Genomic DNA, 13,832 nt, shown 5'->3' with positions numbered 1-13,832 from the left:
TGCACTCAAGGGGACGGGGATGAACCAGGCAGCAGGCAGCGGGGAGAACACCCGGCTGATCGTACTGATCAGCGTGGTAGCGACGATTGGCGGTTTTCTGTTCGGCTTCGACAGTGGTGTGATCAATGGCACCCAGGATGGCCTGCACCAGGCGTTCCGGTCCGGTGAATGGATGCAGGGGTTCGAGATCGCGTCGATGCTGCTGGGCTGTGCGGTGGGCGCGTTCAGTGCCGGCCGCCTGGCCGACCGCCTCGGCCGCCGCAACGTGCTGATCCTGTCGGCGGTGATGTTCCTGCTGTCGGCACTCGGTGCCGGGGCGGCGGTCTCGTCGGGCTGGTTCATTGCGGCGCGGGTGGTGGGCGGATTCGCGGTCGGCGCGGCGAGCGTGATCTCGCCGGCCTACATTGCCGAGGTCGCTCCGGCCCGCTATCGCGGCCGCCTGGCCACGGTGCAGCAGATCGCCATCATCACCGGGCTCACCGCTGCCTTCCTGTCCAACTACCTGCTGGCGGCCGCAGCGGGCGCGTCAACCGAGCCGCTGTGGGCCGGGCAGGCCGCCTGGCGCTGGATGTTCTGGATGCAGGCCGCGCCGTCGCTGGTGTTCCTGCTGCTGTTGCTGACCATTCCTGAGAGCCCGCGCTACCTGGTGGTGAAGCGGCGCAAGGACGACGCGCTGCGCGTGCTCACCCGGCTGCTCGGCAGCGACAAGGCCCGCGCCACGCTCGAAGAGATCGATGCCTCGCTGTCCAACGACCACCATCGCCCGCGCCTGTCCGACCTGAAGAGCCGGGCGACCGGGCGGATCCGCCCGATCGTGTGGGTCGGCGTCGGCCTGGCCTGCTTCCAGCAGCTGGTCGGCATCAACGTGGTGTTCTATTACGGCGCCGTGCTGTGGCAGGCGGTCGGGTTCTCCGAGAACGACGCACTGCTGATCAACGTGCTGTCCGGCGCGCTGAGCATCGGTGCCTGCGTGGTCACGGTGCTGCTGATCGACCGGATCGGCCGCAAGCCGTTGCTGTGGTTCGGCTCGGCCGGGATGTCGCTGTCACTGGCACTGGTGGTGGTGGCCTTTGCCAGCGGTTCGCTGGCCGACGGGCACCTGCAGCTGCCCGGTCGCATGGGCACGCTGGCACTGGTGGCGGCCAATGCCTACGTCGTGTTCTTCAACCTGTCCTGGGGGCCGGTGATGTGGGTGATGCTGGGCGAGATGTTCCCGAACCAGATCCGCGGTTCGGCCCTGGCGGTCGCCGGCGCGGCGCAATGGACGTCCAACTTCGTGGTGACGGTGACGTTCCCGATGCTGCTGGCTGCGGCCGGGCTGGCGGCCACCTACGGCATCTACCTGGTGGCGGCGATCATCTCGGTGAGCTTCGTGGTCCGGCATGTGCACGAGACCAAGGGCAAGGAACTGGAGCAGATGGAAGGATGAGCACCATGGCATTGCAGACCTCCGTATCCCGCACCGGCGCCCTGGTCGCCGTGCTGGCGCTGGCATTGCTGGGCTGCCACGGCCAGGACCGGCCCGCCGCCACAGCGGCAACCGGCAGCGACCCGTGGCCGCAGGTCACCTGGCCACTGGCCGAGGATCCTGCCCTGGAGAAGCGGATCACCGACCTGATGGCCGGCATGACGGTGGAGGAAAAGGTCGGCCAGCTCGTGCAGGGCGACATCGCCAGCCTCACTCCCGATGACGTGCGGCGCTACCGCCTCGGTTCGATCCTGGCCGGTGGCAATTCCGACCCGGGTGGCCGCTACGACGCGTCACCGGCCGAATGGCTGGCGCTGGCCGATGCGTTCTATGACGCGTCCATGGATACCTCCAACGGCGGCAAAGCCATTCCAGTGCTGTTCGGCATCGACGCCGTGCATGGGCAGAGCAACATCATTGGCGCCACGTTGTTCCCGCACAACATCGGGCTGGGTGCCACGCGCAATCCGGAGCTGCTGCGGCAGATCGGTGGCATCACCGCCCTGGAGACCCGCGTCACCGGCATGGAGTGGACGTTCGCGCCGACCGTTGCGGTACCCCAGGATGATCGCTGGGGCCGCACCTACGAGGGCTACTCGGAATCGCCCGAGGTGGTGGCCAGCTACGCGGGCGCCATGGTGGAGGGATTGCAGGGCAGGGTAGGGACGCCCGAGTTTCTCGATGGCCGTCATGTGATCGCGTCGGTGAAGCACTTCCTCGGCGATGGTGGCACCACCGGCGGCAAGGACCAGGGCGACACGCGCATCAGCGAGCCCGACCTGGTGCGCATCCACGCGGCCGGATATCCCCCGGCGATCGCCGCCGGCGCGCAGACGGCCATGGCCTCCTTCAACAGCGTCAACGGTGAAAAGATGCACGGGCACCGGCATTACCTCACCGACGTGCTCAAGGGGCGCATGCAGTTCGGTGGCTTCGTGGTCGGTGACTGGAACGGCCATGGCCAGGTCAAAGGCTGCACCACCACGGACTGCCCGGCCACCATCAACGCTGGCCTGGACATGGCGATGGCGTCGGACAGCTGGAAGGGCTTCTACGAGACCACGCTGGCAGCGGCGAAGGACGGGCGGATTTCATCGCAGCGCCTGGATGACGCGGTGCGCCGCATCCTGCGCGTCAAGTTCCGGCTCGGCCTGTTCGAAGCGGGCCGGCCGTCGTCGCGGGCCGTTGGCGGCCAGTTCGCACTGATCGGCGCGCCCGAGCATCGCGCGGTGGCCCGCCAGGCGGTACGCGAATCGCTGGTGCTGCTGAAGAACCAGAACGGCCTGCTGCCGCTGTCGCCGAAGCAGCGGATCCTGGTGGCCGGCGACGGCGCCGACGATGTCGGCAAGCAGGCCGGCGGCTGGACGCTCAACTGGCAGGGCACCGGTACCACCCGCAAGGACTTTCCCAACGCGGACTCGATCTACGAGGGCATCGCGCGGCAGGCCACGGCGGCCGGCGGTGAGGCCGTGCTTGCCGTTGACGGCCGCTACGCGGTGAAGCCCGACGTGGCCGTGGTGGTGTTTGGCGAAGACCCCTATGCCGAGTTCCAGGGGGACCGGCCCACCTTGGCCTACAAACCGGGCGACGAGACGGACCTGGCGCTGCTCAGGCGGCTCAAGGCCGAGGGCATCCCGGTCGTTGCGGTCTTCCTGAGCGGGCGGCCGCTGTGGGTGAACCGGGAAATCAACGCCGTCGATGCCTTCGTGGCCGCCTGGCTGCCGGGCTCGGAAGGCGGCGGCATCGCCGATGTGCTGCTGCGCGGGGCCGATGGCCGCGTGCAGCACGATTTCAAGGGCAGGCTCAGTTTCAGCTGGCCGCGTACCGCCACGCAGTACGCCAACAACGTGGGCCAGAAGGACTACGACCCGTTGTTCGCATTCGGCTTCGGCCTGACCTATGCCGACAAGGGCGACCTGCCCGTGCTGCCCGAGGCGTCGGGCCTCACCGGCAACGAAGGCGCGTCCGGCGTGTTCTTCGCGCGCGGTGACGCGGGCCCCGGCATGGCGCTGCGGATCGAGGATGCGGCAGGGCAGGGGTTGAACGTGACCCGCGTGCCGGGTGCCTTGCCCGGCGACCGGTTGAAGATCACCGGCGTGGATCACCTGGCCCAGGAAGACGGGCGGCGGCTGGCGTGGTCGGGCAACGGCGAGGCTGTCGTCGCGCTGCAGTCGCACACGCCACTGGACCTGCAGCGCGAGGCCAACGGTGACCTGATGCTGTTGACCACGTTGCGCGTTGATGCGGCACCGCGTGGCCAGGCATGGCTGTCGGTAGGCTGTGGTGCCGGCTGTTCGGCGCGGATCGCCATCGCGCCCACCTTGGCCGCCATGCCGGCGGGCCAGTGGACGCGGGTAGGTGTTCCGCTGAAATGCCTGGCCGCGGCCGGTGCGAAGCTGGATGCGCTCGACCGGCCCTGGGCGCTGGCCACGGCCGGCGCCATGACGCTCTCGGTGTCCCGCGTCGCCCTGGGGGCATTGAACGAGGCGCAGGTCACGGTGCGCTGCGATGCGCGATGATCGTCCGCACCGCAGCCATCGCTGCCGGTACATGCACCGCGAGGCCGCGCGCGTGAGCCAGGCGCGAGCGCTATCGGGGCTTGGGCGGCGCGGCGACCGAATCACGTGCGATCAACCGGTGCGGCACCACGTGGTCGCGCAGCACGGGCGTGTCGCCACTGGGACGGCGGATGGTGCGCAGCAGGATGTCGATCGCCGCGTTGGCCATGAAGGCGATCGGCTGGTGGATCGTGGTCAGTTCCGGCCACACGGTGGTTGCGGCCGAGGTGTCATCGAAGCCGACCACCGACAGGTCGCGCGGGACGTCCAGTCCGCGCCGATGCGCCACCGAAATGGCGGCGGCGCCCATGTCGTCGTTGCTGGCGAAGATCGCCGTCGGCGGCCGGCGCTGGGAGAGCAGTTTTTCAGCCGCGGCCAGGCCGGACCGGTAGGTATAGTCGCCGTGCTGGACCAGGCCGGGTTCCACCGCCAGCCCCGCCTCGCGCAGCGCCGTGACGAAGCCGTCGTAGCGCAGCGCACTCGCGCTCAGGTCAGTGCGTCCGCGGATGAATCCGATACGGGTGTGCCCCTGGCGGAGCAGGTGCTCGGTCATTTCCCTGCCGGCGCTGAAATCGTCGATGCGGACACAGGACAGGGCGTCGCTCAGGCGACCCGATGCGATGGCCACCACCGGAATGCCTGCCTTGACCAGTTCGCTTACCGCGGCCTGCGATTCGCACAGGGGCGGCGGCAGGATCACCCCGTCGACGCGCCCGGCAAGCGCACGCGCCGCCCTGCGCTCGGACTCGGCATCCAGGTTGTCCCAGTAGTCGATGACCAGCTGGAGCGCGGAACTGGACGCGACACGCAGCAGCCCCACCAGCAGCTCGCGCAGGTAGGCGCCGCTGGGGTTGGTATAGATCAGGGCAATGCGCGTGTGCTGCGCGGCGGCCAGCGAGCTGGCGGCAAGATTGGGCGTATAGCCCAGCTCGCGCACGGCGCGCAGCACGCGCTCGCGGGTGACGTCACGCACCTTGCCCTGGTTGATCACCCGCGACACGGTCATCGGCGAAACGCCGGCAAGGGCCGCGACCTCGTCGATGGTCACGCCTGCGGTTCTGCGGCGAACCGACTTCTTCGGCTTGTCCAATGCACGATCCCTTTGGTCTTGGTGGCGCTGCCGCGCCGGTGCGCGGGACGATGATGAACCGTCGCGGGCCCGGCCGTAGTCTACAAAGGCGCATGTTAACGCCGTTGTTCCGCGCTGTCGGCAAGCGGCTGTGCGCCCTCCTGGCGCTGCTGGCGTGCGCCGGCGGCGTGCACGCGGAGGACGGCTACGCGTTGTGGATGCGTTACGTGCCGGTTGCCCCGGCGGTCGCCGCCGAGTACCGGCTGCAACTGTCGGAGGTGGTTGCGCCGGACCGCACGCCGGTCCAGCGTGCCACCCGCGATGAGCTGGCGCGCAGCCTGCCAGGCTTGCTGGGATCGGCGCCGCCGATGCGGACGGCGATCAGCGCCGGCCATGCCCTGGTGCTGGGTACGCCGCAGTCCTCGGCCCTGGTCGCCGGGTTTGGCAAGGAGATCGCCACGCTGGGCGACGACGGGTTCCTGATCCGGCGGGTCCAGATCGACGGACGCGATGTGCTGCTGGTGGCGGCGCGCGGGGACGTCGGCGTGTTGTATGGCACGTTCCATCTGCTGCGCCTGCTGCAGCGTGGCACGTCGCTGCTGGGGCTGGAGGTGCGTGAGTCGCCACGGGTCGCCCTGCGTGTACTCGACCATTGGGACAACCTGGATCGCTACGTCGAGCGCGGCTATGCGGGCAGCTCGCTGTGGGACTGGCAGACCCTGCCGCACTGGCAGGATCCGCGCTACACCGATTACGCGCGGGCCAACGCCTCGCTCGGCATCAACGGCACCGTCCTGAACAACGTCAATGCCAGCGCCCTCAGCCTGTCGCCGGCCTATCTGGCCAAGGCGGCCGCATTGGCCGACCTGTTCCGTCCCTACGGCATCCGGGTGTACCTGAGCGCGCGTTTCAGTGCGCCCATCGAGTTGGGCGGGCTGGCGACCGCCGATCCATTCGATCCGGGTGTACAGCGCTGGTGGCGCGACAAGGTCGATGAGATCCATGCGCTCATTCCGGATTTCGGTGGCTTCCTGGTCAAGGCAAACTCGGAGGGGCAACCCGGCCCGCAGGACTACGGTCGTTCCCACGCCGACGGTGCCAACCTGCTGGCCGACGCACTGGCGCCGTACAACGGCGTGGTGATGTGGCGGGCCTTCGTGTACTCGCACGAAGTGCCCGATGATCGCGCCAAGCAGGCCTACAGCGAATTCGTCGGGCTCGACGGTGCCTTCCGCCCGAACGTGATCCTGCAGGTGAAGAACGGCCCCATCGACTTCCAGCCGCGCGAGCCGTTCCATCCGCTGTTCGGCGCCATGCCACGCACGCCGCTGATGCTGGAACTGCAGATCACCAAGGAGTACCTGGGCTTCGCGACACACCTGGTGTATCTGGGAACGCTCTACCAGGAAGTGCTGCAGGCCGATACCCATGCCCGCGGCGAAGGCTCCACGGTCGCCCGCGTGGTTGATGGCTCGCTGGAGGGCCATGCGCTGAGCGGCATCGCCGGCGTCGCCAACATCGGCGTGGAGCGCACCTGGAGCGGCTCGCATTTCGACCAGGCCAACTGGTATGCGTTCGGGCGACTGGCCTGGGATCCACGGCAGTCCGCGCGCGGCATCGCCGAGGACTGGGCCGCGCTGACCTTCTCGCCCGACCCGCAGGTGACCGGCCCGATCGTGCGGATGATGATGGACTCGCGCGAGGCGGCGGTGGATTACATGACGCCGCTGGGCCTGCATCACCTGATGGCGCGCGGCCATCACTACGGCCCTGGCCCCTGGGTGGACGGGGGCCCGCGCGCGGACTGGACGTCGGTGTACTACCACCGCGCAGGCCGCGACGGCATTGGTTTCGACCGCAGCGCCCGCGGAAGCAACGCGGTGGGCCAGTATGCGCCGCAGGTGGCCGAGGTCTATGGCGACCCGGCGCGGGTGCCCGAGCCGCTGCTGCTGTGGTTCCATCATGTGCCGTGGGATCACCGCATGCGCTCGGGCAGGACGCTCTGGGACGAACTGGTCGGGCGCTATTCGCGCGGCGTGCGCCAGGTGCAGTCGATGCAGGCGACCTGGGCAGGCCTGCGCGACCGGATCGATCCGCAGCGGCATCGGCACGTTGCTGCGTTCCTGCAGATCCAGCGCGACGAAGCGCAATGGTGGCGTGATGCCAGCGTGGCGTACTTCCAGTCACTCAGCGGACGGCCGCTGCCAGCCGGCGAACGGCCACCGCCGCATCCGTTGGCGTACTACCAGGCGTTGCAGTTTCCTTTCGCACCCGGGGATGGGCGATGAGCCGGATCGGATGGGCCGCGCGTGCGGCGGCGATGATGGTGCTGGCGTGGCCTGCCGTGCCGGCCGCGGCCGCTGAAACGGCAGGGTTGCTGGACCCGCTGTTCCAGGACCACGCGGTCCTGCAGCGTGACCAGCCGATCGCCGTCTGGGGCCAGGCCCGGGCCGGGGAGGTGGTGTCGGTGACCTTCGCCGGCCAGGCGGTGACCACCCACGCCGACGCCACGGGCCGCTGGCAGGCGACGCTGCCTGCCACCGGCGCAGGCGGGCCATACACCCTGGAGGCCGCCGCCGGGCCCCGGCGTGAGTCAGTGCGCGATGTGCTGGTCGGCGACGTCTGGTTGTGCGCGGGCCAGTCGAACATGGAACTTCCGGTGTGGCGCTCGCTCAACGCAGCCAGCGAGATCGCCGCGGCCACGATCCCACGCATCCGGCTGTTCACTGTGCCGCACGCCGCGGCCGTGCAGGCGCAGGCGCATTTCAATGGTCGTGTCGCATGGTCGCCGGCAACGCCCGATGCGGTCCGCGACTTCTCGGCAGCCTGCTTCTACTTCGCCCGCGAGCTGCAGCGCACGGTCGACGTGCCGATGGGGCTGATCCAGGCGGCGTGGGGCGGCTCGCGGATCGAGGCCTGGACCCGTGCCGATGCACTTCGAGGGCAGGGCGGCATGGACGAGTCCCTTGATATCCTCGCGCGGTCCGCGCGTGATCCGCTGGCGGCACGCGCAGCCTGGGGCCGCTACTGGCAGCACTGGTGGGCCACGCGTGAGGGCGCGCCGCCCGGCGACGCGCCCTGGCGCGCGGACACCGATGACCGCGGATGGTCGCGCGCACCGGCGGCGTTGGGGGCGTGGGAGCGGTGGAACGTGCCCGCGCTTGCCGACTACAACGGCATGGTCTGGTATCGAACGCAGGTGGTGCTGAGCGCTGGACAGGCTGCACGCGGTGCGACCCTGGAGCTGGGATCGGCCGACGAGGCGGACGTGACCTGGGTGAACGGCGTTGCCGTGGGCAGCCAGTACGGCGCCGGCGAGAGGCGCTACCCGTTGCCCCGCGGCCTGTTGAAGACAGGCTTGAACAGCGTTGCGGTCAACGTGCTCGACACCTACGGCGAAGGTGGCCTGGCGGGCCCCGCGACGGCACACGGCCTGCTGCTCGACAACGGTGAGCGGGTGGTACTGCAGGCGCCGTGGAAGTACCGGGTGGCGCCGGGCCGACAGGCGCCGCCATTTGCCCCCTGGCAGGCCGCCACCGGGCTGTCGACGCTGTACAACGGGATGATCGCGCCGCTCGGCGGCGTCGGGCTGCGCGGCATGCTCTGGTATCAAGGGGAATCGAACACCGGCGAGGGCGCGACGTATGCGCTGCGCCTGCGTGCGCTGCGCGACGACTGGCGGCGGCAGTTCGGCGCACGCCTGCCCCTGTTGCTGGTGCAGCTGGCCGGTTATGGCCAGCCACCGGTTGCGCCGGCCGACAGCGGCTGGGCACAGGTGCGCGAGGCGCAGCGGCGGGTCGCGGCCGAAGATGCGCAGAGCGGGCTCGCCATCGCCATCGACATCGGCGATGCCTACGACATCCATCCACCGAACAAGCAGGAACTCGGGCGCCGCCTGGCGCGCGTGGCGCGCCACGTCGTGTACGGCGAGCAGGACGTGGCGCCTTCAGGTCCGCGGGCGGTCACCGCGGTGCGGACGCCCGCGGGCGTGGCCATTGCGTTCGAGGACGTCGACGGCGCACTCACCGCGACCGGCGCGGTGGGTCCGATCGGCTTTGAATTCTGCGGGTCGGAGCGCGATACCCGCCACTGCGAGTACGGCGACGCTGCACTGGAGGGGCACCGGGTGCTGCTGCGCGGCCCGCTGTCGAGGCGTGCAACGCATGTCCGCTACTGCTGGGCCGATGGCCCGGTGTGCACGCTGCGCGACCGCAGCGGGGCGCCGGCAGGCCCCTTTGAACTTCCCATTGCCGAAGCCGAGACGCGACGATGATGACGTTGTCCAAGCAGTCCCCTCCGGCCCGCGACAGGGCCGGCCTGAGGTCACTGGTGCGCCCCCTGCTGGCGGCGGCACTCCTGCTGTCGGCCGCAACCAGCCCGGCCAGCGCGCCGGCGGACGCACCGCCGGTGTACTTCGACTGGTTCGAATATCGCGGCCACGACGCGGCGTTCGACACGCCGCTGCCGGCCGGCCACTACCGCAATCCAGTGCTGGCCGGCTTCCATGCCGATCCCAGCATCGTGAGCGCGAACGGCCGGTTCTACCTGGTCAATTCCAGCTTCACGTACTTCCCGGGCATTCCGGTGTTCGAGAGTGCCGACCTGGTGCACTGGAAGCAGATCGGCAATGTGATCGAGCGGCCGACGCAGCTGGACTTCGACGGGTTGAGCGTCTCCCGCGGCATCTTCGCCCCCACCATCGAGTACCACGATGGGGTCTTCTACGTGGTGACCACGGCCACCGACAGTGGCGGCAACTTCATTGCCACCGCGCGCGACCCGGCCGGGCCATGGTCGGACCCGCACTGGCTGCCCGGCATCGACGGCATCGATCCATCACTGTTCTTCGATGACGACGGCAAGGTGTACCTGATCAACAACGACGCACCGCCCGGCACACCCCGCTACGACGGCCACCGCGCGATCTGGATGCAGCAGATCGATCTGGCCGCCTTCCAGCCGGTGGGGCCGCGACGGGTGCTGGTCGATGCGGGCGTGGAGCCAGCCAAGAACCCGATCTGGATCGAAGGCCCCCACATCTACAAGCGCCAGGGCTGGTATTACCTGTCCGATGCCGAAGGCGGCACCGGGCCGCAGCACTCGCAGGTGGTGCTGCGCAGCCGCACCGTGTGGGGCCCGTATGTCCCCTACGCGGGCAATCCGATCCTGACCCAGCGCGAGCTGCCCGACGACCGACCGCTGCCGATCACCAATGCCGGCCATGCCGACCTGGTCGAAGGCCCGGATGGTTCGTGGTGGGCGGTGTTCCTGGCCAGCCGCAACTATCAGAAGCGCCACTACAACACCGGGCGCGAGACCTATCTGCTGCCGGTGCGCTGGCAGGACGGCTGGCCACGGATCCTGCCGACCGACCAGGCCATCCCCTACGTGGCCAAGGCGCCGTCGTGGATGCAGGGCGAGGCATCCCAGGCCCCCTCGACCGGCAACTTCGTCGAGCGCGACAACTTTGATGGCCCGACGCTTGATCGGCAGTGGCTGCGCGTGCGGGTGCCCAAGCATGCCTGGGCCGACCTGGCCACGCGTCCGGGAATGCTGGCCGTGCACCCGCTTGCCGAGGACCTGGACACGCTGCGCAATCCGGCGTTCCTTGGCCGACGCCAGCAGCACCTGCAGTTCGAGGCGAGCACCGCGATGAGCCGCCCCGGGCCTGGCGTGGCGGCCGGCCTGGCCGCGTTCCAGAGCGAGGCGTACTGGTATTTCCTGGGCGTTCGCAGCCTGCCGGACGAGCGGCTTGCGCTGTTCCTGGAAGTCCGTGACGGCGGTGGCAGTACGCGCACACTGGCCACCCGCGAAGTGCGGGCACCGGAGGCGTTGCGGCTGAAGATTGCCGGCAACGAGGGTGACTACACGTTCTCGTTCGACACTGGCGACGGGCAGGGCTGGCAGCTGCTCGCAGGCAAGGTGGATGGCACCGTTCTGAGTACGGACCGGGCAGGCGGCTTCGTAGGCGCACTGCTGGGTCCCTTTGCGCGCGATGAGCGCACCGGGAGGAGCAAATGAAGTTGCCGTCACTGTCCATCGCCGCCCGTCGCAGCAGGTTGCACGGCCTGCCGCTCCTGGCCGTCCTGGCATGCATGGCGACCGTCGCGTCGGCGGCATCGCCGCAGCCCTGGCTGGATCCTTCGGCCAGCTTCGAGCAACGGGCCGCCGCACTCGTCGCGCAGATGACGCTGGAAGAGAAGGCCGCGCAGATGCAGAACGCTGCGCCGGCGATCGAACGCCTGGGAGTGCCCGCCTACGACTGGTGGAACGAGGGATTGCACGGCGTGGCACGGGCAGGGCAGGCCACGGTGTTTCCGCAGGCGATCGGCCTGGCCGCGACCTTCGACGTGCCGTTGATGGGGCAAGTGGCCACGACCATCAGCGACGAGGCCCGCGCGAAGCACCACCAGTTCCTCCGCGAAGGCGCGCACGGGCGTTACCAGGGGCTGACCTTCTGGTCGCCGAACGTCAACATCTTCCGTGACCCGCGCTGGGGCCGCGGCCAGGAAACCTATGGCGAGGATCCCTACCTCACCGCCCGCATGGGCGTGGCCTTCGTGCGCGGCCTGCAGGGCGACGACCCGGTCTACCGCAAGCTGGACGCCACCGCCAAGCATCTGGCGGTGCACAGCGGCCCGGAAGCCGACCGCCATCACTTCGACGCACGCCCGAGCCGTCGTGACCTCTACGACACCTACCTGCCGGCGTTCGAAGCGCTGGTCAAGGAAGGCGACGTGGATGCGGTCATGGGCGCCTACAACCGCGTGTACGGCGAGTCCGCCAGTGCCAGCCGCTTCCTGCTGCGTGATGTGCTGCGGCGCGACTGGGGCTTCAAGGGCTACGTGGTCTCGGACTGCTGGGCCATCGTCGACATCTGGAAGCACCACCGTATCGTCGCCACGCGCGAAGCCGCCGCGGCGCTGGCGGTCAGGAACGGCACCGAGCTGGAATGTGGCCAGGAGTACGCCACGCTGCCTGCCGCAGTGCGCCAGGGGCTGATCAGCGAAGCGGAGATCGACGATGCGGTGACACGCCTGTTCACCGCACGGATGCGCTTGGGCATGTTCGATCCGCCGGAGCGGGTGCGCTGGGCGCGCATTCCGGCGTCGGTGAACCAGGCCCCGGCCCATGATGCGCTGGCTCTCAAGGCCGCGCAGGCGTCGCTGGTGCTGCTGAAGAACGACGGCATCCTGCCGCTGTCGCGCGACCTCAAGCGCATTGCCGTGGTCGGACCCACCGCCGACGACACCATGGCACTGCTCGGCAACTACTTCGGCACACCGGCGGCGCCGGTCACGATCCTGCAGGGCATACGCGAGGCGGCCAGGGGCGTCGAGGTGCGCTATGCCCGCGGCGTGGACCTGGTGGAAGGGCGCGACGATCCCGGTGCCACGCCGCTGATCGAGCCAACCTTCCTGCGGCCATCGGCGGACTCGCCCGAGCGTGGCCTGCGCGGCGAGTACTTCCGCACGCCAGACCTGTCCGGCACTCCAGCCCTGGTGCGTACCGACGCGCAGATCGGCTTCCGTTGGGACCTCGGCTCGCCGACCGACAACCTGCTGGCGCGCGGCGAAGCGGCACCGGGGCAGGGGATCCCGAACGACCGCTTCAGCATCCGCTGGAGCGGCCAGCTGCTGCCGCCGGTGTCCGGCCGCTATCGTCTGGAAGTGGCCGGCGACGATGGCTACCGGCTGTATCTGGACGGCAAGCGCGTGATCGATCACTGGGTAAACAATGACCGGCTGCATGCGGAAGGCATTGAAGTCGACCTGCAGGCCGGGCGGGCCTATGAGCTGAAGCTGGAGTACTACGACGACCAGCGCGATGCCGGCGTGCGCCTGGGCTGGCGCATGCCCGGCGCCAAGGCGCCGTTCGATGAAGCGCTCGATGCCGCACGCGATGCCGACATGGTGGTGTTCGTCGGTGGCCTTACCGGCGATGTCGAAGGCGAGGAGATGACCGTCAACTATCCCGGCTTTGCCGGCGGTGACCGCACCGATCTGCGGCTGCCTGCGCCCCAGCGCACCCTGCTGGAGGCCCTGCACGGTACCGGCAAGCCGGTGGTGATGGTGCTCACCGGCGGTTCGGCCATCGCCGTGGACTGGGCGCAGGCACACCTGCCGGCGATCCTGATGAGCTGGTACCCGGGCCAGCGCGGCGGCACTGCCGTCGGCCAGGCGCTGTTCGGCGACATCAATCCGGCGGGTCGCTTGCCGGTCACCTTCTACAAGGCAGGCGAAGTAATGCCGGCGTTCGACGACTACGCCATGGAGGGCCGCACCTACCGCTACTTCCGCGGTACCCCGCTGTATCCGTTCGGCCACGGGCTGTCGTACACGCGGTTCGAGTACGGAGGCCTCCGCCTGGATGCGGATGCGATCCGCGCCGACGGCCACCTGCGCGTGCAGGTGGACGTGGCGAACGCCGGCAGCCGCGCCGGTGACGAGGTGGTGCAGCTGTATGTACGACGCGAGCGCGGCAGCACGGCCGACGCCGTGCAGGAGCTGCGCGGCTTCCAGCGTGTCCACCTGGCTCCGGGCGAACGCCGCACGGTGGCATTCAACCTGGAGGCGCCGCAGGCGCTGCGCCACTATGACGACGCCCGCGCCGCGTACGTGGTGCGGCCGGGTGCCTACGAGGTCAGGGTCGGGGCGTCCAGTGCGGATGTGCGTGCGCAGGGCAGGTTCACGGTGGTGCCCACGCATGACTGATCGTCACCGCCGGCCACTCCCAT

The 13,832-nt window shown here is 69.4% G+C and carries 7 protein-coding genes; 6 read left to right on the top strand and 1 reads right to left on the bottom strand.

What is annotated here, in order from left to right:
• The first annotated feature begins 19 nt into the window (after positions 1-19).
• Together AC5P9C_RS06410 and AC5P9C_RS06405 are read left to right on the top strand one after the other, a co-directional pair.
• Positions 20-1,429, top strand: coding sequence for a sugar porter family MFS transporter (locus AC5P9C_RS06410; protein WP_343541765.1), 1,410 nt, complete (start codon positions 20-22; stop codon positions 1,427-1,429).
• Positions 1,426-3,987: a glycoside hydrolase family 3 N-terminal domain-containing protein gene (locus tag AC5P9C_RS06405; protein WP_343541759.1), complete on the top strand. Its 2,562-nt coding sequence runs from the start codon at positions 1,426-1,428 to the stop codon at positions 3,985-3,987. The genes AC5P9C_RS06410 and AC5P9C_RS06405 overlap by 4 nt, the downstream gene beginning before the upstream one ends.
• A 70-nt stretch (positions 3,988-4,057) precedes the next feature.
• Here AC5P9C_RS06405 and AC5P9C_RS06400 read toward each other — a convergent pair whose 3' ends face one another.
• Positions 4,058-5,116, bottom strand: a complete 1,059-nt coding sequence (locus AC5P9C_RS06400; protein ID WP_197638688.1) for a substrate-binding domain-containing protein — start codon at positions 5,114-5,116, stop codon at positions 4,058-4,060.
• 92 nt (positions 5,117-5,208) lie between these two features.
• On the opposite strand from AC5P9C_RS06400, the gene AC5P9C_RS06395 reads away from it, so the two are divergent.
• The 4 genes from AC5P9C_RS06395 (at position 5,209) to AC5P9C_RS06380 (ending at position 13,809) form a co-directional block, all read left to right on the top strand.
• Positions 5,209-7,383 (top strand): alpha-glucuronidase family glycosyl hydrolase, encoded by a 2,175-nt coding sequence (locus AC5P9C_RS06395; RefSeq protein WP_343541761.1) that lies wholly within the window; start codon positions 5,209-5,211, stop codon positions 7,381-7,383.
• A complete protein-coding gene (locus AC5P9C_RS06390) occupies positions 7,380-9,368 on the top strand; it encodes a sialate O-acetylesterase (protein WP_343541763.1) in 1,989 nt (662 codons plus the stop codon). Before AC5P9C_RS06395 ends, AC5P9C_RS06390 begins: the two co-directional genes overlap by 4 nt.
• A gap of 53 nt (positions 9,369-9,421) precedes the next feature.
• The gene (locus tag AC5P9C_RS06385) at positions 9,422-11,116 is read left to right on the top strand and encodes a glycoside hydrolase family 43 protein (protein WP_343541767.1); all 1,695 of its coding nucleotides are present in this window, start codon (positions 9,422-9,424) and stop codon (positions 11,114-11,116) included.
• A 74-nt stretch (positions 11,117-11,190) separates the two neighbouring features.
• Entirely contained in the window at positions 11,191-13,809 is a 2,619-nt protein-coding gene (locus tag AC5P9C_RS06380; RefSeq protein WP_414615002.1) for a glycoside hydrolase family 3 protein, read from the top strand.
• The last annotated feature ends 23 nt before the right edge of the window (positions 13,810-13,832 follow it).

The sequence above is a fragment of the Stenotrophomonas sp. YJH_SMC_10 genome (assembly GCF_059371555.1).
Note: the sequence above shows the minus strand (reverse complement) of the source record. Positions and strands in the feature narration are given on the sequence as shown.